The organism is Pandoraea faecigallinarum, assembly GCF_001029105.3.
Classification (GTDB): domain Bacteria; phylum Pseudomonadota; class Gammaproteobacteria; order Burkholderiales; family Burkholderiaceae; genus Pandoraea; species Pandoraea faecigallinarum.
Genome location: NZ_CP011807.3, coordinates 290,850 through 310,692 on the forward strand (window position 1 = coordinate 290,850; position 19,843 = coordinate 310,692).

A 19,843-nucleotide genomic window follows, 5' to 3' on the forward strand; every position below is an offset into this window, starting at 1 on the left:
GAGTGGCGCGCAATCGTTCGCTATCCGGCGGAAGGTTGGAAGTCAATCTCGATCACAATTAAGCAATTTCCTAATCAAAAACACCACAAATAGGCGGTTTGCTAGGGATTTGGCGTGTTGTTCCTCGGGTGAAGCTTCAGTAATATCCCTCGTGGGCTCGGCGGCGGATCGCCGCCGGGCGTCTACTCAAAACCCGAGGAGCCTATGAAACAGACCCACACCCTGCGTTTGCTTTTGGCTGCAACCGTGCTTGCCGGCGCGGCAGTGATCCCGCCCGCGGCAGCCGTCGAGCTCCCGAACAACACCCTCGTGTACTGCTCCGAGGGCAGCCCTGCCGGTTTCGATCCGGGGCAACTCACCACCGGCACCGACTTCGATCCCGCCGACGCCATCTATAACCGTCTCATCGCATTTGTGCCGGGCGAGACCGGCGTCATGCCGTCGCTGGCCGAGAAGTGGGAGATCTCGCCGGACAACAAGATCTATACCTTCCACCTGCGCAAGGGTGTGAAGTTCCACACGACCGAATACTTCAAGCCCACCCGTGATTTCAACGCCGAAGACGTGAAGTTTACGTTCGAGCGCATGGGCGATCGCGAAATGCCGTTCCGCAAGGCTTACCCGGCGGAATTCCCGTACTACGTGGACATGGGCCTGCAAGCCGACATCGAGCGAATCGAAATCGTCGATCCGTACACCGTACGCTTCGTGCTGAAGAAGGTCGACGCGCCGTTCATCCAGAACCTCGCCATGTCGTTCGCGTCGATTCTCTCGAAGGAATACGCGGACAAGCTGCTCGCGGCGAACAACCCGCGCGACATCGCGCTCAAGCCGGTCGGCACCGGGCCGTTCGTCTTCCGCAGCTACACGAAAGACGCCACGCTGCGCCTGGACGGTAATAAGGAGTACTGGAATACGAGCCTGCCGCCGAAGGTGGGCAAGCTGGTGTTCGCCATCACCACGGACGCCAATGTGCGTATTCAGAAGCTCAAGCGAAACGAATGTCAGGTCATGACGTATCCGCGTCCGGCGGATGTCGACGCGCTCAAGGCCGACATTCAGGCGCAGGGCAAGACATCGAAGCTGAAGATGCCGGACCAGGTCGGCTTCAACCTCGGCTACGTGGCGTACAACGTCAAGAAAGCGCCGCTCGATCGCACGGAAGTGCGTCAGGCGCTCGACATGGCAATCAACAAGAAGGCGATCCTTCAGTCGGTGTACGGCTCGGCAGGTCAACTGTCGAACGGTGCGCCGATGCCGCCGACGCAATGGTCCTACGACAAGAACATCAAGTCGGCGGGCTACGATCCCGAGAAGGCCAAGGCGCTGCTCGACAAGGCGGGCGTGAAGGGTGTCGAAATCACGCTGTGGGCCATGCCGGTGCAACGTCCGTACAACCCGAACGGCAAGCTCATGGCGGAAATGATTCAGGCCGACTGGGCGAAGATCGGCGTGAAGGCGAATATCGTTACCTACGAATGGGGCGAGTACATCAAGCGCGCGAAAGCGGGCGAGCATGACGCCATGCTCATCGGCTGGACCGGCGACAATGGCGATCCGGACAACTGGCTCGGCGTGCTGCTCGGCTGCGATTCGATGAACGGCAACAACTTCTCGAAGTGGTGCGACAAGCCGTTCGACGACCTGATCAAGCAGGCGCGTCAGACCACGGACGTGAAGGAGCGCACCAGGCTCTACACGAAGGCGCAGGAGATCTTCGCGCAGCAACTGCCGTTCTCGCCGATTGCGCACTCCACGCAATATAAGCCGATGGCAACGAACGTGAAGGGTTTCAAGCTCAGCCCGTTCAGCCGTAACAGCTTCGCCGGCGTGTCGCTGGATTAAGCCGGGCAAGCGGGACAAGCGGTACCACACCGGATCGATGCGTACCGAACCGGTGGCAACAAGAGGAAAGCGACTGGCCCGGCCGCCGCGCCCGGGCCAGTTCGCAGCAATGGGTCGGCACGCTGTTCACGACCGGCCGGATCGACTAACGCGGCAAAGCGCTGCGCGTCCCTGCCGGGGGCGTGCGGCGCGCGAAGCCCCCACGGAACCTTCCTATGCTGAGATTCGTCCTGAGACGACTGGGCATGGTGATCCCGACGTTCATCGGCATCACTATCCTCGCATTCGCGCTCATTCACCTTATTCCCGGCGATCCGATCGAAGTGCTGGTGGGCGAGCGAAATCTCGATCCCGTCATGCACGCCGAAGCGATGAAGCGGCTGGGACTCGATCAGCCGCTCACCACGCAGTATTTCGTCTACCTCAAGCACGCGGCGCAGGGTGACCTCGGGCGCTCCATCGTGACCAACGAAGGCGTGCTCCATGAGTTTTTCGCCCGCTTTCCCGCCACGCTCGAACTTGCCCTTTGCGCGATGATCTTCGCGCTGATCGTCGGCTTGCCGGCAGGGGTGGCGGCGGCGTTGCGGCGCGGACGGGCGCTCGACCACACCACCATGGGCGCCGCGCTCACCGGCTACTCCATGCCGATTTTCTGGTGGGGGCTGCTGCTCATCATGCTGTTCTCCGTCGACCTGCAATGGACGCCCGTGTCAGGGCGCATCGGCGTGGAGTACGACGTGCCGAACGTCACGGGTTTCATGCTTGTCGACACGCTGCTCTCGGGTGACGAAGGGGCATTCGCGTCGGCTGTGAGCCACCTGATTCTGCCGACCATCGTGCTTGGCACGGTGCCGCTCGCGGTGATTGCGCGCATGACGCGCTCGGCCATGCTCGAAGTGCTGCGCGAGGACTACATTCGCACGGCGCGCGCAAAAGGCCTGTCGCCGTGGCGCGTGATCGTCGTGCATGCTCTGCGCAACGCGATGATCCCCGTCATCACGGTCATCGGGCTGCAAGTCGGCACGCTGCTCGCTGGCGCCGTGCTGACCGAAAACGTATTCTCCTGGCCTGGCATCGGCAAATGGCTGATCGATGCCATTTTGCGACGCGACTATCCGGTGGTGCAGGGCGGCATTCTGCTCATTGCGACGGGCGTGATTCTGGTCAACCTGCTGGTCGACGTGCTCTATGGCGTCGTCAATCCGCGCATCCGGCACTGAGGAGGTCAATGATGAGTCACATGCCTGCCACGCTGCCACCTCCCGCCGCTGTGACGGCGACGCCTGGTGGGCGTCTGATCCGGGAGTTCCTGCGCAGCTTCACCGCCAACCGCGGCGCCACCGCGGCGGCCATCGTCCTGCTGCTGATGTTCGCGACGGCGATTTTCGCGCCGCTGATCGCGCCGCACAGTCCCATCGAGCAATATCGCGATTTCGTGAAGATTCCGCCCGCGTGGTTCGACGGCGGCAATGCCAGGTTCCTGCTCGGTACCGACGAGGCCGGGCGCGACATTCTCTCGCGGCTGATCTACGGGGCGCGTTTGTCGTTCTGGATCGGCCTGTCGTCGGTGGTGCTTTCGCTGATTCCGGGCATTCTGCTCGGACTGCTCGCCGCATTTTTCCCCCGTTGGCTCGACACGCCGATCATGCGCCTGATGGACATGATGATGGCGCTGCCGTCGCTGTTGCTGGCAGTGGCCGTGGTGGCCGTGATCGGCCCGGGTCTGGCGAACACGACCATCGCCATCGCGATCGTGACCTTGCCCGCGTATGTGCGCCTCACGCGTGCGGCCGCCATCGGCGAGTTGCAGCGCGAGTACGTCGTTGCCTCGCGCATGGCAGGGGCCGGTACGCTGCGACTGATGTTCTCGACGGTGCTGCCGAACTGTGCGGCGCCGCTCATCGTGCAGGCCACGTTGAGTTTCTCGGTGGCCATTCTCGACGCGGCGGCGCTGGGGTTTCTCGGCCTCGGCGTGCAGCCGCCGCTCGCGGAGTGGGGCTCGATGCTCGCGTCCGCGCGCGACTACATGGAAAGTGCCTGGTGGATCGTGACGCTGCCGGGACTTGCGATCGTCATCTCGGTTCTTGCCATCAATCTGGTCGGCGATGGCCTGCGCGATGCTCTGGACCCCAAACTGAAACGAATCGCATGAGTCTGCTCTCCATTCGAAATCTATCGGTCGATTTCGACGGCGCACGCGCTGTCGACGCCATCGACCTCGACGTCGGCCAGGGCGAGATTCTCGGCGTGGTCGGCGAATCCGGCTCCGGCAAGAGCGTGACGATGCTCGCGCTCATGGGGCTCATCGATGCACCCGGTCGCGTGACGGCCGATGAAGTCCGCTTCGACGGCCGGGACCTCCTGAACGCCTCGAAGCGCGAGCGCCGCAACATCGTCGGTCGCGACGTCTCGATGATATTTCAGGACGCCCTCACCAGCCTGAACCCGAGTTACACCATCGGCTATCAGATCGGCGAGGTGTTGCGACGCCACATGGGCTTGCGTGGACGTGCGCTGCGCGATCGCATCGTCGAGTTGCTGGAGCAGGTCGAGATTCCCGATGCCGCGAACCGTCTGGGCGCCTATCCGCATCAGCTCTCGGGCGGGATGAATCAGCGCGTGATGATCGCGATGGCGATTGCCTGCCGCCCCAAGCTGCTGATTGCGGATGAGCCGACCACGGCGCTCGACGTCACCATTCAGGCACAGATCATGGCGCTGCTGCTGCAACTGCAAAAGGACTACGGCATGTCGCTCGTGCTGATTTCCCACGATCTCGCGGTCGTGGCCGAAGTCGCGCACAAGGTCGCCGTGATGTACGCGGGGCAGGTGATCGAAGTCCAGCAGGTGCCGGCGCTGTTCGACGCGCCGCATCATCCCTACACCGAAGCTCTGCTTTCCGCGATTCCGGAACATAACCGCGGCGTACGCCGACTGCGTACTCTGCCGGGCGTGGTGCCTGGGCGTGACGACCGTCCGGCGGGCTGTCTGCTTTCGCCGCGCTGTCCTTATGCCGACGACCATTGCCGGGCGGTGCAGCCCGCGCTGACCCCCTATGCCGGGCCGGGCGCCGTGGGTTCGCCCCGGGTACGGTGTTTCAAGCCGCTGCCGCATGACGCGGCGGCGGCCGTGTCGCCGGGCGGACAGTCGATGGGAGGTGCGCAATGAGTGAAATGGTTTTCGCGACGCCTCCGGCGACCCCGCAGGCGAGCGCTTCCGAGGGGCGTGTGGTCTTGTCCGCCCAGGCGCTGACGCGTTTTTATACGGTCAATCGGGGGTTGCTGCGGGGGCAGGCGAGTGTCAAGGCGCTAAACGGCGTGTCGTTCGAGCTGAAGGCTGGGCGAACGCTGGCGGTGGTGGGCGAGTCGGGGTGCGGCAAATCGACGCTGGCGCGGGTGCTGACGTTGATCGAGGCGCCGACGTCCGGCAGACTCTTCGTCGACGCGACCGAGACCACGGCGGCGTCGGCGGGCGAGCTGGCGCCGCTGCGTACGCGTATCCAGATGGTGTTCCAGAACCCGTACGCGTCGCTCAACCCGCGCAAGACCGTGGGACAGGCGCTGGACGAGCCGCTGGCCATCAACACGCCGCTCGGCCGGGCCGAGCGGGGCGAGAAGATCGCTGACATGATGCGCACGGTCGGGCTGCGTCCCGAACATGTGGCGCGGTATCCGCACATGTTCTCCGGCGGGCAGCGCCAGCGGGTGGCGATTGCCCGGGCGATGATCCTGTCGCCGGCCATCGTCGTGGCGGACGAGCCGGTTTCGGCCCTGGATGTCTCAATTCAGGCACAGATCCTGAATCTTTTCATGGATTTGCAGGACCGGTACGCGACGAGTTACGTATTCGTGTCGCATAATCTCGCGGTGGTCGAGCATGTGGCCGACGACGTCATGGTGATGTATCTCGGCCGCGCGGTCGAACACGGTCCCAAGGCCGCCGTGTTCGGCAAGCCGCTGCACCCGTACACCAGGGCGTTGATGTCGGCGACGCCGGCGATCAAGGCGTCCGAGCGGCGCGTGAAGATTGCGCTGATCGGCGAGTTGCCTTCGCCGCTGCGTCCGCCGCCCGGGTGTGCGTTTGCGCCGCGCTGCCCGTATGCCGTCGACCGTTGCCGTGGGGAAGTGCCGCAATTGCGCGAGATCGAGGGACGTCTGGTGGCGTGCCATCGGGTCGAAGACATAGAGGGATAACGAGATTGGGTGGACCACCACGCGCGACGCATGTTCGCCGGGGCGTTGCTTTGACCGGCTGGCTGCTGGGCTGCTTGCTGATGACGCTTGCCATCACGCTGGACGCGGCGACGACTGCCGCCCCGCGCGCGGTGGCGCCGCGAACATTCCCGCTGGTGGTACCGGAGCCGGGCGAACCGCCGCCTGGCGCCAATCTCCCGTTCTACGAAGCCCGCAAGGGCGACATGACCATCTACGTGATGGGTACCCTGCACGTCGGCAAGCCCGACGACTATCCGTTCCGTAAAGTCGTGGTCGATGCGTTGCGCGTGTCGAAGGTGGTGGCATTCGAGTTGTCGCCCGACGATCTGACCATGTCGCAGGACGACGTGCAGAAGTACGGCATGTGCACTCGCGCGTGTCTGCCGAGGCTGATTCCCGCGCCGCTGTGGCGCAAGTTGCGCGACCGTCTCAAGGGCAATCCGGCGATGCTCTCGGAGATCCGCCATATGCGGCCGTGGCTGGCGGCGCTGCTCGTCGAGACACTGGACTCGATGGGCGCCGACCTGCAAACGGAGTACGGTACGGAAAATCAGTTGGAGAACATCTATCGCGGGCGCATCGTCGGTCTCGAATCGCTCGCCGAGCAGATGGACGCGTTCACCGGCCTGACGGGCGCGCAGCAAAACGAATTGCTCGCGCAGGAACTGGTGCTCACGCCGAAGAAGGCAACGGCGCAGGTCGAAGAATTGCACCGCTTGTGGCGTGCGGGCGATGCCGATCTGGTGTTCGACTGGTCGCAGGCCAAGGCGGCACAGGTGCGTCGTAACGTGGCACTGGCAGACGCCATCGACGAGCGCATTCTTTATTCGCGCAACCGCCGTTTCCTGGCGCGCATGCTGTTCCTGGCAGACCCGGGCAAACCGGTCTTCGTTGCCGTCGGCACTCTGCACCTCGGTGGCCCGCACGGGATACTGCAACTGCTGCGGGAACACGGGTTTTCGGTCACGCAGCGCTGACGTGGTGCGATCGCGGCATGGCGGGGCGCCGGCGGCCCCGCATGACCTCATGCCAACATGCCGCGCGCTTCGATGAAGCCGATGATTTCCTGCAGGCCTTTGCCTTCCTTCATGTTCCCCATCACGAACGGACGCATGCCGCGCATTTTCTGCGTGTCGGAGCGCATGATGTCGAGCGATGCGCCGACATAAGGCGCGAGATCGGTCTTGTTGATCACGAGCAGGTCCGACTTGGTGATGCCCGGGCCGCCCTTGCGCGGGATTTTCTCTCCGCCGGCGACATCGATCACGTAAATCGTCAGATCGGACAGCTCGGGACTGAACGTGGCCGCCAGGTTGTCGCCGCCCGACTCGATGAAGACCACGTCCGCATCCGGGAATCGATCCAGCATACGTTCCACGGCTTCGAGGTTGATCGACGCGTCTTCGCGAATCGCCGTGTGCGGACAGCCGCCCGTCTCGACCCCGAGAATGCGTTCCGGCGCCAGTGCGCCGGCCACCGTGAGCAGGCGCTGGTCTTCCTTCGTGTAGATGTCGTTGGTAATGACGACGAGGTCGTAACGCTCGCGCATGGCCTTGCAGAGCATCTCGGTCAGCGTGGTCTTGCCGGAGCCGACCGGGCCTCCGATACCGACACGCAGCGGGGGAGTCTTCTTGGTACGTCGGGCGTTGGCAGATGTCGTCATGGTGAATGTCGTGGTGACGGTGAACTGGCGATAAGAAGAAGCGAACAGACGCGAAGCCAGACGCCTCAAGAACGGAACAGCCGTGAGTACTGAGTCTCGTGACGCGACGCCAGGATGGCGAGCGCCGGGGAAAAGGTGTTGATCTGCGTGTCCGGCAAAGAGGCCGCGCGATGGGCGGCGTCGACCACGCGAGGCCGCAGCGCGACGATCACGCGTTGCGCCGCCAGCTGTCCTAACGGCACCGCCTTGAGCGCACCGGCGACCTGATTCTCCAGCCAGCTGAATGCGTAGGCGACGAGTGTATCGACCAGCGGCGCGCCATGTGCGAGCGCTGCGAACGCGAAGGCCGTCGGCAAGGCAATGGGCCTGATCGCCGAGAGATGCTCGCGCTGCCCTGCGTCGCCCCATTCGAGCGACATCGCCAGTTGCGTGAGCGACCATCCCATCTGTTCGGTTTCGGCGCGAAGCTCCGCGGCCTCGCGTGTTGCGAGCAACCAGTCGTTGACTTGCCTGAGCGACGCCATGTCCCGCGCCTGCCAGTGACGCCACTGGCGTGCCAGCAACGCCATCTCGCCTGTCGTGAACACGCCGTCGAGTTGGCTGGCGATCCATTGCCCGGCGCTGGGGGCGTCGTGAATCATCCCGTGCTCGACAGCGGCTTCGAGCCCCTGCGAATAACTGAACGCGCCGATGGGCAGTGCGGGCGACGCAAGGTGCAACAGCGCCGCGAGCGACTGCAACGAGGCCGCAGCAACCGGCTCAGTGAGAGGGCTGGCCAGACTTGCCGTCATCGGGCGGACTCACGAAAGTGGATTCGGCGTCGGGAGCAGGGTCGTGCGCGCAGCCGGGTGCATGCACGTGAGCGCCCTCATCACCGTGCGGACGGCCGTGTCCGTGATCGTGACCGCAGCCCGGGCCGTGCACGTGAGCGCTACCGTGAGCGTGGCCGTGGCCGCATCCCGGGCCGTGCACGTGCCCGGGCTCATGATCGTGATCGTGCGCATGCCCGTGATGCTCATGAAACACCTGCTGCGCGAGGGCGAAGTCTTCGGCGAACGTCGCATCGTGGCCGTGCTTATGGCCGCCGCCATAGGCGCCGGCTTCCGGCTCGAAGGGCATCAGCGCCTCGGCGACATCGACATCCAGACGCAACAACATGTCGCGCAGCACCGGGTCGTATTCGAGCTTCAGATAACCGTCGCCCACTTCCACCGGCGTATGACGATTACCAAGGTGGTACGCCGCGCGCATGAGCGCGAGCGCGGTGCCCGCGGTGACGAGCAGCACCGTCTGCGCCGCCGCCTCGACGCGGATGAAACCCCCGTCGTCCGCGACCAGCACGTCACCACCGCGCAGCACCGTGCCGCGTGGCAGAAACAGGGCGACGTCCTCGCCGGTTTCCAGCGTCGCGCGAAGCCGGCTCTTGCTGCGGGCGTCGAACGGCAGCACGAGCGCCGGGGCGCGGCGGGCGAGCGAGGCGGCGATGCGTCCCGCTTCGAAGCGCTTCTCGACGCGGCGCAGGGCGGCTGCCGAGGTTGCGGTCGATGAGGCGCCCGGCCGGATATCCGCCTGAGCGGGCGAGTCGGAGTCTTGTGACATGGTCAGAAAAGAAAATAGCGTTGCGCCATCGGCAGCACGGTCGCCGGCTCGCACGTCAGCAGTTGACCGTCTGCGATGACCTGATAGGTCTCGGGATCGACGCTGATCTGCGGCAGCCAGTCGTTGTGGATCATGTTGGCTTTGGTCACCTGCCGGATATTGCGCACCGGCACGATGCGCTTGGACAGCCCGAAACGGCCGGCCACGTCGCCATCGTACGCCGCTTGCGATACGAACGTCAGCGAGGTGCGTGCCAGCGCCCCGGCACGCGCGCCGAACATCTCGCGGTAGTGCACCGGTTGCGGCGTCGGGATCGACGCGTTCGGGTCGCCCATCAGTGCCGACGTAATCATGCCGCCCTTGAGAATCAGGGAGGGCTTCACACCAAAGAATGCAGGCTCCCACAGCACCAGATCCGCCCACTTGCCCACTTCGACCGAGCCGACCTCATGCGCCATGCCATGCGTGATCGCCGGGTTGATCGTGTACTTCGCCACGTAACGCCTGACGCGGAAATTGTCCGACTGCGACGAATCGATACCGAGCGCGCCGCGCTGCACCTTCATCTTGTGCGCTGTCTGCCACGTGCGCATGATCACCTCGCCCACGCGCCCCATCGCCTGTGAATCCGACGAAATCATCGAAAGCGCACCGAGGTCGTGCAGAATGTCCTCGGCGGCAATCGTCTCGCGGCGTATGCGCGATTCGGCGAACGCGATGTCTTCCGCGATGGCCGGATCGAGGTGATGGCAGACCATCAGCATGTCGAGGTGTTCGTCGAGCGTGTTGATGGTGTAGGGGCGTGTCGGATTGGTGGACGACGGCAGTACATTCGGCTCGCCGCACACTTTGAGGATGTCCGGCGCGTGACCGCCGCCGGCGCCCTCTGTGTGATACGTGTGAATCGTGCGGCCCTTGATCGCGGCAACCGTCGCTTCGACGAAGCCGCCTTCGTTGAGCGTGTCCGTGTGAATCGCGACCTGTGTGTCGGTGGCATCGGCGACGGACAGGCAGGCGTCGATTGCCGCCGGTGTCGAGCCCCAGTCCTCATGCAGCTTCAACCCGATGGCGCCAGCGTCGATCTGCTCCATCAACGGTGCGGGCTGGCTGACGTTGCCTTTGCCGAGGAACCCGAGATTGATGGGCCAGCCGTCGGCAGCCTGGAGCATGCGCTCCATGTGCCACGGCCCCGGCGTGCAGGTCGTCGCATTGGTGCCGGTGGCCGGACCCGTACCACCGCCGAGCAATGTCGTGACGCCGGACGACAGCGCCTCCTCGATTTGCTGCGGGCAGATGAAATGGATGTGCGAATCGATGCCGCCTGCCGTGACGATCATGCCCTCACCGGCGATGACCTCCGTCGCACCGCCCAGCGGAATCGTCACGCCGGGCTGGATGTCCGGATTGCCCGCCTTGCCGATACCCCAGATGCGGCCGTCTTTCAATCCGATGTCCGCTTTGACGATGCCCCAGTGATCGATGATGACGGCGTTCGTGATGACGGTGTCGACCACGTCGGCGCGCGTGCGTTGCGACTGCCCCATGCCGTCGCGAATCACCTTGCCGCCGCCGAACTTCACTTCCTCGCCATAGATCGTGTAATCGCGTTCGATCTCGACGATGAGTTCCGTATCGGCCAGACGCAGCCGGTCGCCCGTGGTCGGGCCGAACATTTCCGCATACGCGCGGCGAGATATTTTCATAGCGCCCCCATGACGCGACCGGCGAAACCATAGACGCGGCGCTCGCCCGCGAGCGCCACCAGCTCGACCGTGCGTTGCTGCCCCGGTTCGAAGCGAACGGCAGTCCCGGCCGCAATGTTCAGGCGGAAGCCGCGCGTGGCTTCGCGGTCGAATTGCAGTGCATCGTTGACTTCATGGAAGTGGAAATGCGAGCCGACCTGAATCGGACGGTCGCCGGTATTCGCGACTGTCACACTGAGGGTTTCGCGCCCCTCGTTGAGCGTGAGGTCGCCATCGGCGGGCAACAGTTCTCCGGGAATCATGGCCGTCTCCGGGATGTGAGGGTGTCGGGAACCGGGGCGCGACGGGATCAGGCCGCCGCAGCGAGCAACGTCGCACCGTAAGCCAGCACACCGGCGCCAAGCAGGCGCGGCATCCAGACGGTGCGGTGGCGCAGCGCCACGCCCGCCGCGATGCCGAGGCAATGCAGCATGCCGGTCGCGACCAGGAAGCCGAGCATGTAGTGCATGGCGCTCGCCTCGCCGGGCAACTCTGCGCCGTGCGCGAACCCGTGGAATACGGCAAATGCCCCGACGGTCACGGCACCGGCCCAGGCGGGCAACCGCGCGCGCGTGGCGAGCATCAGGCCGAGCACCAGAAGCGAGACGGCGATCATGGGCTCCACGCCCGGCAGCGCGACCCAATGCGTCATGCCGAGCAGACCGCCAGCGGCGAGCATCGCCACGAAGGCGAGCGGCGCGGCCCACACGCGCTTCGAAGTCAGCGAACTCCACAGCCCCACGACGATCATCGCGCACAGATGGTCCGCGCCGCTTAGCGGGTGCAGCAAACCCGCGGCGAAGCTGCTGGCTGCGTCGTGCCCCGGATGTCCCGGGTGCGCGAGCGCCGCGCCCGACAACGCAAGCAAGGCGAGACCGGTCGCCACGCGCACCGCGCGCCGGTGCGCCACGCACGCCGTGACGGAAGCGGAAGGGGACGTGGAAACAGGAACGGCAGTCGTGTCGCGCAAATCGTGAAAGTGTTCGGGGCGGGGCATGGGGGGCATCCTCAATCGGTTACTGGGTGATGACGGTTTCGTTGTCGTCGAATCGCACGGGGCGGCGAGATCGGGAGAGATCGGGCCACGGCATGACATTCAGGGAATCGGGTGATGCACCGTGACGAGCTTGGTGCCGTCCGGGAAGGTGGCTTCGACCTGAATGTCCGGGATCATTTCGGGCACGCCATCCATCACGTCGTCACGCGTGAGCAGCGTCGTGCCGTAGTGCATCAGCTCGGCAACGGTACGCCCGTCGCGCGCCGCCTCCATGAGCGCGGCGCTGATGAAGGCCACGGCTTCCGGATAGTTCAGTTTCAGTCCGCGCGCGCGACGCCGTTCGGCGAGCAGGGCGGCGGTGAAGATGAGCAACTTGTCTTTTTCGCGCGGAGTGAGCTTCATCGTGACGGTCGAGTTTTCTATGCCAAAGGTTCATGGGCAGCAAGTCGCTACCGTAGATCATAAGCACGGTGCCAACGCCACGCCACTGCGATTTATACAAGTGGCGTGCTGCGCACCAAAAAGCATGCGTAAATGCCGGAATGCCGGTTTTCGCCGGATGATCATGGCATTTCGACAGGCGAAACATTGCGGCCGGGCGTCGCCATCGGGCGCCTTTCACTGACAGATGAAGCGCTGCAATTCCGGTGTTGACGGTTGCGTGAAAAGCCGTTCCGGCTCACCGGATTCCCAGATCCTCCCCTCGTGCATGAAGACCACGCGATCCGACACATGGCGTGCAAAACGCATCTCGTGCGTGACGAGAATGAGCGTCATGCCCTCGGCGGCGAGATCTTCGAGTACCTTGAGGACTTCCGCCACCAGTTCGGGGTCGAGCGCGGATGTAATCTCGTCGCATAGCAGCACCGCCGGGTGCATCGCCAGCGAGCGGGCAATCGCCACACGCTGCTGCTGGCCGCCGGAGAGTTGCGACGGGTAGCTGTCGAACTTGTCGGCCAGACCGACCTTGGCGAGCATTGTGCGGGCGACGTCGCGCGCGTCGGCCCTGGATGCCTTTTTCACGACCTTCTGCGCGAGCATCACGTTCTCGCCGGCCGTCAGGTGCGGAAACAGGTTGTATTGCTGGAACACCATGCCGACCTTCAGCCGCAGGGCGCGCAGATCGGTGTCGCGTGCGCCGACGAGCACGCCATCCACGTCCACGCTACCGGCATCGAAACGCTCGAGACCGTTCAGAGTGCGAAGCAGCGTACTTTTTCCCGACCCGCTCTTGCCGATGATCGACACGACCTGACCTCGCTCGACTTCCATGTCGATGCCTCGCAGTACGGGGTTGTCGCCGAAGCGCTTTTGCATGCCCCTGACCTTAATTAGCGACATGGAGTTTCCTTTCGAGATGGCGCGCCCACAGCGAAAGCGGATAGCAGGCGGCGAAGTAGAGCAGGGCGACGAGACCGTAGACGGTGAAGGGCTGGAACGTCGCGTTGGTCAGCATGGTGCCGGTCTTGGTGAGTTCGTCGAAGCCGATGATCGACGCGAGCGCCGTGCTCTTGACGACCTGCACCGAGAATCCGACCGTCGGCGCGATTGCGATGCGCAGCGCCTGCGGCAAGATCACGTGGCGCAGTTGTTCGACGTAGCCCATGGCGAGGCTCGACGAGGCCTCCCATTGACCATGCGGAATGGCGTCGACGCAGCCGCGCCAGATCTCCGTCAGGTAGGCGCTCGTATAGAGCGTGAGACACACGGCGGCGGCGACCCATGGCGACACTTCGAGGCCGAGCAACGGCAGTCCAAAAAACACCAGGAACAACTGCATGAGCAGCGGCGTGCCCTGAAAGATCTCGATGTACAGCGCGACGGCGCGCGCCGCCCATCGCACCCGCCCGACCCGGATCACCAGCAGCACGAGCGCGACGAGCCCACCGCACACGAAGGCGATGAGCGAGAGGACGAGCGTCCAGCGACCGGCGAGCACCAGGCCGCGCAGCATGTCCCACAGTGAGAACTCCGTCACCGCGCACCTCCCCGGACCTTTGCCACGCCTCGAAACAGACGCTGGGCACAACGCATCAGCACGCGGCGCAGCGCAATGGCGAGTAACAGATACAGCGCGGTGACGATCAAATAGCTTTCAAAGGCGCGGAACGTGCGGGACTGCACGAAGTTGGCGGCATACGAGAGATCCGGCACGGAAATTTGCGAGACGACGGCCGAACCGAGCATCACGATCACGATCTGGCTGGCAAGTGCGGGAAACACCTTGGCGAACGCCTGCGGCAGGACCACGTGGCGCAGGATTTGCGCGCGCGTCATGGCGAGCGACAGCCCGGCTTCCGATAAACCGCGCGGCACCGCGCGCATACCGGCGCGCACGATTTCCGTTGCATACGCGCCGAGGTTCAGACTCATGGCGATGAGGGCGGCGCTCGTCTCGCCGATATGAATGCCGAGACTGGGCAGGCCGAAGAAGATGAAAAACAGCTGGACGATGAACGGCGTGTTGCGGATCCACTCGACGTAGAGTCCGGCAAACAGCCGGAACCCGTTTGAACCCGCTTCGCGCGCAATGGCGCACAGCGCACCGATGACGACGCCGATGACCGTGGACGCGGCCGTGAGCGCGATCGTCAGCGCGGCGCCGCGCACGAACAGCATGAAGTATTGCCGCAGATCGGCAAAGTCGAGGGCGTAATGCATGAGGTGGACAGTGATGCGTTTGGCGTTTCAGACGCAGGGAGAGAAACGGAGGCCGGATGTCACAGATCGGCCGGCAGCGGCATGCCCAGCCACTTCTGGGAGACCTTGCCGAGCGAGCCGTCGTGTTTCGCCGCGGCAAGGATCGCGTTGACCTTGGCAAGCAACCGTGGCTCGTTTTTGTTCAGGCCGACGAAGCACGGCGAGTTCTTGATGAGGAACTTCGGCTCGGGCAGCTTGGGCGGATGCCTGGCGAGAATCGCGGCCGCCACGACGTTGCCGGTCGCAACGAGTTGCACCTGACCCGAGAGGAAGGCCGAGATCGTGCCGTTGTTGTCCTCGAAGCGTTTGATCGTGGCGTCTGCCGGGGCGATCTTCGAGAGTTCGAGGTCTTCGACCGCGCCGCGCGTCACGCCGACGGTCTTGCCCGACAGGTCGGCGGGCTTTGACACGGCGATGTCTTTCGGGCCGAACACACCGTTGTAAAACGGCGCGTAGGCATCGGAGAAGTCGATGACCTTTTCGCGTTCGGCGTTTTTGCCCAGGCTGGAGATCACCAGATCGGCCTTGTTCGTCGTGAGATAGGGCACGCGATTGGCGCTGGTCACGGGGACGAGTTCGAGCTTCACGCCCATGCCCCTGGCCAGCAGTACGGCCGTGTCGATGTCGTATCCGGCGGGTTTCATGTCCGGGCCGATGGAGCCGAACGGCGGAAAGTCCTGCGGCACGGCGACACGCAATGTGCCGCGCTTGACGATGTCGTCGAGGCCGTCGGCATGGGCGATGCGCGGCGTCGCCATGGCGAGCGCGGCGATTACGCTCGCAGCGAGCATCAAGCCGGCAAAAACGCGACGGGCGCGCGCGCGCGCGCCGAGCGTGGCGGCAACGGCTTGGCGTGAGACGGCGGTGCGGGGAAACGGCAGCATGGCGGCAACCTCGAAAGCGGGGTGGGGAACGAAGCGATTTCGATGTCCGGTATCTGGTCAGACCGGTCGATACTGTGAGGTAGCACGAACCGTGCCCGGCACCGTCGTTGTGCGCTTTCCCCCGGTACGACGCGCCTGGCGCCGGATATCGACGTGTCAAGCGCGCCGTGCGAGCCGTCGCATTGCCCTGAAGTGGTGCGAAATTCGCCGAAGGCGGGTGACGTCGGCGAACGCATCCCCAAAGTTGTGCAACGAAGCAGCGCGCGCCGCTGCGTGCCGAGAACGACGCCGGCCCCCGTGGTTCATTTTCCGATGACACATGTTTTGGCCGAAATACGGAGGAGGCGCAGGGCCGGTCGTGGTATTTGTTGGCATCGCTCATGCTCGCGGCAGGATCTTCCCTATGGGGCTCACTCACTCCACGGCTACCCGCTACCAGCTTGTCGCCCCCGCGCCCCGAAGTCATCAGATCGACGTCGTGGATGCGGCTGAGATCGACGTCACTAACGATCAGGCCGCCCTGGCAGCCCATGAGGCGATTGCCAACACGCCAGAGTTGAGGCAATTCTGCGATCTGGTCTTTGACGGCGTCGATACAGCGGCGTGCCGGAAAGCGCTGGCCACCCTGGTCCTTTGCAAGCGTGCCGACGCGCAGCATCAGGGTACCGGCTCGATTCCGGGCAACCGCGAGGGCGCACTGGTGCTGCTGGCCGAACGTCTCTCGCCCGCCGGGAAAGAAGCGCTGCAGCGGCTCCTTGGCGGAACCGCTGGAAACAACGGCTTTGCAAAATACCTCTCTGAACCAGACGGGCTGTGTCTGGCCGGCCATGCGTGCTGGAGGCAAGGCAAGGACAATGTCCTCGCAGGGGCCCGCGCGAAGGCCGCAGAAGACTACGAGACGGCCGGTGATGTCTACAAGCTGGCCGGCCGGGCCAGTTGGGCTGCAGACGCCTACCGTCAGGCCGCAGAGATCCACATGCAGGCAGCACGGTATGAACTGGCGGCGGAAATCTACAAGATGGCTGCGGGCGTCTACACGCACGCGAAGCGGTTGCCGCAAGCCGCAGAAGCCTACGGCATGGCCTCCCGGGCTCACTGGTGCGCGGGCCAGCCCGAGTTGGCCGCCGAAACCGGCCTGATGTCCGGCGAGGTCTGCATGATGGGCGCCGAAACCCTCGCAGCGGACGATCGAAACGAAGCCTGTCTGATGGCGACATTCGCCTTCAGCATGGCCGCGCAAATCTACGCGGAGAATCATCTGCCCGAGAAGAGCGTGGAAGCCGGCACGAAAGCCATACAAGCCATCCTGGGGATCGATCCGCAGGAAGGCGGGGCAGACGCGTATACGAGCATCGCCCACGCCTATAAGGCGGTCGCAAAGGCCTATGCGAGGGCCGGCCTGAACGAGAAGGCCGCGGAAGTTGAATTGTGTGCCGCAAAAAACTACTGGAACGCTGCAGACGCCCATAGGCAGGCGGGACAGTACGAGAAGGCTGCGAAAGCCCAGAGGCAGGCCGCGGGCGCTTACAAGGCGGCTGGAATGTCGTACAAACAGGCGGACCGGCATAACGAGGCCGTAGAATCCTTCCTTATGGCCGCACAAGCCCACCTTCGCGCCGCGGAAACTTATGGGAGGAATGCACAAATAGCAAAAAGCTACCTGGCGGCCGCGGCGCTTTACGCGGAAGCAGGGAATGGTGAGCGGGCCGCAGCAACCTACATGTTGGCCGCGGCGGCCAGTGAGCAGGCAGGCTGGTTCAGTACAGCTGCAAAAGCCTTCAGCAGTGCCGCAAAGTTCTATAGGTGCCTGAATCGGCACGACCGCGCCGAAGACGCCTACCGGATGGCGGCAAAAAACTACATGGCGGTTGCGAAAGCCAGCACGGATGCGGGGTGGCGCTTGCAGGCTGCAGACGCCCGCCTGCAGGCGGCGAAAGCTTACGCGCAGGCGAGTCTGCCCAAGGAGGCCGCAGCAGCCTGCCGCGAGGCCGAAACCGCCTACATCAAGGCGGGCCGGCCCGAGCGGGCCGCACAAGCCTCCGCGCAGGCCAGCCGGTTCGACATCAGAGCCTCCGGACCGCAGTTGAGCCGGGCAGAGGTGATCAAAGCCATCAATGAAGCCATAGCATCGCGTCAAGAAGGCCTTAAGAAGGGCATGCGGTCAGGCGAGATTACCCTTCGCATGGAAGAGTGCCGGGATATCTTCTCGTTTGTCGATTTCGACGCGGGCGCGGACGTGGAGTGGTGTCTGGTGAGCAGAGGCGGCGAGAAAAACATCTATGACTTCGTCACCGCGTCGACCGCGATTTCAATGCAAAATGTCCATCCAATCCTGCGACGCGAGCTGCGAGAAGGGGACGTGCTTCAGGGGCATGACGTTCTGGCCCCTCTGTTGACGGCGTCACCCGTTGAACCCGAAGGTTTGGAGGCTGCGATGGACGAGCCAATCGCAGCGCCGGAAGACACTGCAAATTCGTCGACCAACGTGCCGTCTCAGAAATGACTTTGCCTGGTGAGCGGATCACGTCGACCAGATCCGCAGCGGCTCGGCCGGCGCGCCGTGAACGAGCGGGCGCAGCTTGAGCCAGTGCGCGATGAGCAGTTGCCGCGCGGCCTCCATGTCGTGACTCAGCACGCGGAGCACGAGCACGTTGCCCGGCAGGCACGTCACGCCCGCGCGGATCCGGTCGTCGAACGGCAGGCCTTCGGCCAGCGACTCGGCCAACGCGCGCGTGCATGCCGGAGCCACCGCCCAAAGCGCCGCGAAGACGGAAAACCCGGCCAGTCCTGTCGCGCCGGCGCGTTGGGCGTCGTCGGCGCCGAGCACCGCCTGCTCGGCCCATAGCAGCCGTTCCTGTGCGTCGCGCAGTTCGAAGTTCGAGCGCCAGCGCCCCTGCGTCCATTGCTCGCCCGACGCCTGGCGGCCGAGCAATGTGGCATCCCAGCCGATGGCGGTCGCGTTTTCGCCGAGTCGCACGGTAATGCGCTGGCGCGCGTCCGCATGCTCGAACACGATGTTCTCCAATGGCAGCCAGTCGAGTTTCGCACCGTCGCGAACCGCGAGGGTGATGTCCTGTGTGCCGAAGCGGCCTTGCGACTTGTACCACTTGGTCGCGCCGGGCGTCGTGAGCACCGCATGGGCGTTTGCGCCGACCTCGACATCGATGGTCAACGCGTCGCCGCCCGCTATGCCGCCGGGCGGATGTACCACCACCGCATGGCAGATGCCGGGCCCTTCCGGATGCAGCGACTTCTGCACGACGAGCGGCCCCGTGTGGCGTCGCGTGGCAAGCACGGTGCGCGTGTCATGGCGAACGAAGCCGAGCGTCAGTCCGGCATGCCAGCCGGTGTCTGCCGATGCAGACGTCGCAGCAGACGCAGGGGACGACGACGGGGACGACGACGGGGACGACGCGTCATCGGATGTGTCGATGGCAGATGGGGCGTGCGAAGCGTTCATGCAATCCGGTATTGGTCAGGAAGGGACAGACGCCAGCTTACACCGCCACCATGTGCCGCACGCCATCGGCCTCCATGTCCTTGCCGAGTCCGCTTGCGACAATCGCGCCACGACTCATCACGCGATAGTGATCGGCAAGTTCGAGAGCGAAGTCGTAATACTGTTCGACGAGCAGCACGGTCATGCCGCGCTCGTCGACGAGGCGTCGCAACGTCCGTCCGATATCCTTGATGCTCGACGGCTGAATACCTTCGGTCGGTTCGTCGAGAATCAGAAGTTGCGGCTCGCTCATGAGGGCGCGTCCGATGGCGAGCTGCTGCTGCTGGCCGCCGGACAGATCGCCGCCGCGCCGCTGCTTCATGTCGCGCAGCACCGGAAACAATTCGTAGATGTCGTCGGGCACGCCGCGTTTCGCGTCGCGCGCCGGTCGGCTCGCGGCACCGATCAGCAGGTTCTCTTCGACACTCAGACGCGGAAAGATCTCGCGCCCCTGCGGCACGTACGCCAGCCCGTCCGACACGCGGGCATACGACGGCGCGCCCGTGATCGTCCTGCCGCGCCATGCGATGCTGCCCGACTTCACCGGCACCACGCCCATGAGGCATTTGAGCAACGTTGTCTTGCCGACGCCGTTGCGACCGAGCAGCACGGTAAGTTGCGCATCGGGCACCGTGAATTCCACATTGCGCAGGATGTGGCTGCCGCTGTAGTACTGATTGAGTGCGTGAATTTCCAGCAT

19 protein-coding genes and 1 pseudogene are annotated in these 19,843 nt (G+C 64.4%); 7 read left to right on the top strand and 13 right to left on the bottom strand.

From position 1 onward, the window contains the following. Positions 1 to 204 precede the first annotated feature (204 nt). The 6 genes from AB870_RS01265 (at position 205) to AB870_RS01290 (ending at position 7,036) form a co-directional block, all read left to right on the top strand. The gene (locus AB870_RS01265; RefSeq protein WP_047906618.1) at positions 205 to 1,845 is read left to right on the top strand and encodes an ABC transporter substrate-binding protein; all 1,641 of its coding nucleotides are present in this window, start codon (positions 205 to 207) and stop codon (positions 1,843 to 1,845) included. A 215-nt stretch (positions 1,846 to 2,060) separates the two neighbouring features. Beyond that, positions 2,061 to 3,065 carry an ABC transporter permease subunit gene (locus tag AB870_RS01270; protein WP_047906619.1) on the top strand — a complete coding sequence of 335 codons (1,005 nt, stop codon included), beginning with the start codon at positions 2,061 to 2,063 and terminating at the stop codon, positions 3,063 to 3,065. Between the two features lie 11 nt (positions 3,066 to 3,076). Next, positions 3,077 to 3,997: an ABC transporter permease subunit gene (locus AB870_RS01275; RefSeq protein WP_047908659.1), complete on the top strand. Its 921-nt coding sequence runs from the start codon at positions 3,077 to 3,079 to the stop codon at positions 3,995 to 3,997. Beyond that, positions 3,994 to 5,013 (top strand): ABC transporter ATP-binding protein, encoded by a 1,020-nt coding sequence (locus AB870_RS01280; protein ID WP_047906620.1) that lies wholly within the window; start codon positions 3,994 to 3,996, stop codon positions 5,011 to 5,013. The genes AB870_RS01275 and AB870_RS01280 overlap by 4 nt, the downstream gene beginning before the upstream one ends. 5 nt (positions 5,014 to 5,018) lie before the next feature. Continuing rightward, positions 5,019 to 6,038 (top strand): peptide ABC transporter ATP-binding protein, encoded by a 1,020-nt coding sequence (locus tag AB870_RS01285; RefSeq protein ID WP_047906621.1) that lies wholly within the window; start codon positions 5,019 to 5,021, stop codon positions 6,036 to 6,038. 50 nt (positions 6,039 to 6,088) lie between these two features. Further along, positions 6,089 to 7,036 carry a TraB/GumN family protein gene (locus tag AB870_RS01290; protein WP_335645726.1) on the top strand — a complete coding sequence of 316 codons (948 nt, stop codon included), beginning with the start codon at positions 6,089 to 6,091 and terminating at the stop codon, positions 7,034 to 7,036. Positions 7,037 to 7,083: 47 nt separating this feature from the next. Here AB870_RS01290 and ureG read toward each other — a convergent pair whose 3' ends face one another. The 11 genes and pseudogenes from ureG to AB870_RS01345 all read right to left on the bottom strand — a co-directional run bounded on the left by ureG (position 7,084) and on the right by AB870_RS01345 (position 15,551). Continuing rightward, complete coding sequence (gene ureG / locus AB870_RS01295) at positions 7,084 to 7,722, bottom strand: urease accessory protein UreG (protein ID WP_047906622.1); 639 nt, start codon at positions 7,720 to 7,722, stop codon at positions 7,084 to 7,086. 65 nt (positions 7,723 to 7,787) lie between these two features. Beyond that, entirely contained in the window at positions 7,788 to 8,513 is a 726-nt protein-coding gene (locus AB870_RS01300) for an urease accessory protein UreF (RefSeq protein WP_047906623.1), read from the bottom strand. A gap of 133 nt (positions 8,514 to 8,646) precedes the next feature. Further along, positions 8,647 to 9,243, bottom strand: a pseudogene (gene ureE / locus AB870_RS01305) (urease accessory protein UreE); the annotation flags it as partial. A gap of 80 nt (positions 9,244 to 9,323) precedes the next feature. Beyond that, the gene (gene ureC / locus AB870_RS01310) at positions 9,324 to 11,024 is read right to left on the bottom strand and encodes an urease subunit alpha (RefSeq protein ID WP_047906624.1); all 1,701 of its coding nucleotides are present in this window, start codon (positions 11,022 to 11,024) and stop codon (positions 9,324 to 9,326) included. Further along, complete coding sequence (locus AB870_RS01315) at positions 11,021 to 11,326, bottom strand: urease subunit beta (protein WP_047906625.1); 306 nt, start codon at positions 11,324 to 11,326, stop codon at positions 11,021 to 11,023. The genes ureC and AB870_RS01315 overlap by 4 nt, the downstream gene beginning before the upstream one ends. Before the next feature lie 47 nt (positions 11,327 to 11,373). Next, a complete protein-coding gene (locus AB870_RS01320; protein ID WP_047906626.1) occupies positions 11,374 to 11,973 on the bottom strand; it encodes a HupE/UreJ family protein in 600 nt (199 codons plus the stop codon). A 186-nt stretch (positions 11,974 to 12,159) separates the two neighbouring features. Next, the gene (ureA, locus tag AB870_RS01325) at positions 12,160 to 12,462 is read right to left on the bottom strand and encodes an urease subunit gamma (protein WP_047906627.1); all 303 of its coding nucleotides are present in this window, start codon (positions 12,460 to 12,462) and stop codon (positions 12,160 to 12,162) included. A 216-nt stretch (positions 12,463 to 12,678) separates the two neighbouring features. Beyond that, positions 12,679 to 13,401, bottom strand: coding sequence for an amino acid ABC transporter ATP-binding protein (locus tag AB870_RS01330; RefSeq protein WP_047906628.1), 723 nt, complete (start codon positions 13,399 to 13,401; stop codon positions 12,679 to 12,681). Next, positions 13,388 to 14,038, bottom strand: coding sequence for an amino acid ABC transporter permease (locus AB870_RS01335; RefSeq protein ID WP_047906629.1), 651 nt, complete (start codon positions 14,036 to 14,038; stop codon positions 13,388 to 13,390). Before AB870_RS01335 ends, AB870_RS01330 begins: the two co-directional genes overlap by 14 nt. Further along, complete coding sequence (locus AB870_RS01340) at positions 14,035 to 14,721, bottom strand: amino acid ABC transporter permease (protein ID WP_047906630.1); 687 nt, start codon at positions 14,719 to 14,721, stop codon at positions 14,035 to 14,037. Before AB870_RS01340 ends, AB870_RS01335 begins: the two co-directional genes overlap by 4 nt. A 59-nt stretch (positions 14,722 to 14,780) precedes the next feature. Then, positions 14,781 to 15,551 (bottom strand): transporter substrate-binding domain-containing protein, encoded by a 771-nt coding sequence (locus tag AB870_RS01345; RefSeq protein ID WP_047908662.1) that lies wholly within the window; start codon positions 15,549 to 15,551, stop codon positions 14,781 to 14,783. Between the two features lie 496 nt (positions 15,552 to 16,047). Here AB870_RS01345 and AB870_RS01350 point away from each other — a divergent pair, with 496 nt between their 5' ends. Continuing rightward, positions 16,048 to 18,147 carry an ATP-binding protein gene (locus AB870_RS01350; protein ID WP_047906631.1) on the top strand — a complete coding sequence of 700 codons (2,100 nt, stop codon included), beginning with the start codon at positions 16,048 to 16,050 and terminating at the stop codon, positions 18,145 to 18,147. A gap of 18 nt (positions 18,148 to 18,165) precedes the next feature. On the opposite strand, the gene AB870_RS01355 is transcribed toward AB870_RS01350, so the two are convergent. Together AB870_RS01355 and urtE are read right to left on the bottom strand one after the other, a co-directional pair. Next, positions 18,166 to 19,104, bottom strand: a complete 939-nt coding sequence (locus tag AB870_RS01355) for an urease accessory protein UreD (RefSeq protein ID WP_084663205.1) — start codon at positions 19,102 to 19,104, stop codon at positions 18,166 to 18,168. A 37-nt stretch (positions 19,105 to 19,141) separates the two neighbouring features. Beyond that, positions 19,142 to 19,843, bottom strand: a complete 702-nt coding sequence (gene urtE, locus AB870_RS01360; protein WP_047906632.1) for an urea ABC transporter ATP-binding subunit UrtE — start codon at positions 19,841 to 19,843, stop codon at positions 19,142 to 19,144.

Bases quoted from the DNA above. Each gene is read 5' to 3' on its own strand.
- AB870_RS01270 (WP_047906619.1), top strand. From the start codon at position 2,061: ATGCTGAGATTCGTCCTGAGACGACTGGGCATGGTGATCCCGACGTTC.
- AB870_RS01355 (WP_084663205.1), bottom strand. From the start codon at position 19,104: ATGAACGCTTCGCACGCCCCATCTGCCATCGACACATCCGATGACGCG.
- AB870_RS01340 (WP_047906630.1), bottom strand. From the start codon at position 14,721: ATGCATTACGCCCTCGACTTTGCCGATCTGCGGCAATACTTCATGCTG.
- AB870_RS01345 (WP_047908662.1), bottom strand. From the start codon at position 15,551: ATGCTCGCTGCGAGCGTAATCGCCGCGCTCGCCATGGCGACGCCGCGC.
- AB870_RS01265 (WP_047906618.1), top strand. From the start codon at position 205: ATGAAACAGACCCACACCCTGCGTTTGCTTTTGGCTGCAACCGTGCTT.
- urtE (WP_047906632.1), bottom strand. From the start codon at position 19,843: ATGCTGGAAATTCACGCACTCAATCAGTACTACAGCGGCAGCCACATC.
- AB870_RS01350 (WP_047906631.1), top strand. From the start codon at position 16,048: ATGGGGCTCACTCACTCCACGGCTACCCGCTACCAGCTTGTCGCCCCC.
- ureG (WP_047906622.1), bottom strand. From the start codon at position 7,722: ATGACGACATCTGCCAACGCCCGACGTACCAAGAAGACTCCCCCGCTG.
- AB870_RS01280 (WP_047906620.1), top strand. From the start codon at position 3,994: ATGAGTCTGCTCTCCATTCGAAATCTATCGGTCGATTTCGACGGCGCA.
- ureC (WP_047906624.1), bottom strand. From the start codon at position 11,024: ATGAAAATATCTCGCCGCGCGTATGCGGAAATGTTCGGCCCGACCACG.
- AB870_RS01330 (WP_047906628.1), bottom strand. From the start codon at position 13,401: ATGTCGCTAATTAAGGTCAGGGGCATGCAAAAGCGCTTCGGCGACAAC.
- AB870_RS01300 (WP_047906623.1), bottom strand. From the start codon at position 8,513: ATGACGGCAAGTCTGGCCAGCCCTCTCACTGAGCCGGTTGCTGCGGCC.
- AB870_RS01275 (WP_047908659.1), top strand. From the start codon at position 3,077: ATGAGTCACATGCCTGCCACGCTGCCACCTCCCGCCGCTGTGACGGCG.
- AB870_RS01315 (WP_047906625.1), bottom strand. From the start codon at position 11,326: ATGATTCCCGGAGAACTGTTGCCCGCCGATGGCGACCTCACGCTCAAC.
- AB870_RS01285 (WP_047906621.1), top strand. From the start codon at position 5,019: ATGGTTTTCGCGACGCCTCCGGCGACCCCGCAGGCGAGCGCTTCCGAG.
- ureA (WP_047906627.1), bottom strand. From the start codon at position 12,462: ATGAAGCTCACTCCGCGCGAAAAAGACAAGTTGCTCATCTTCACCGCC.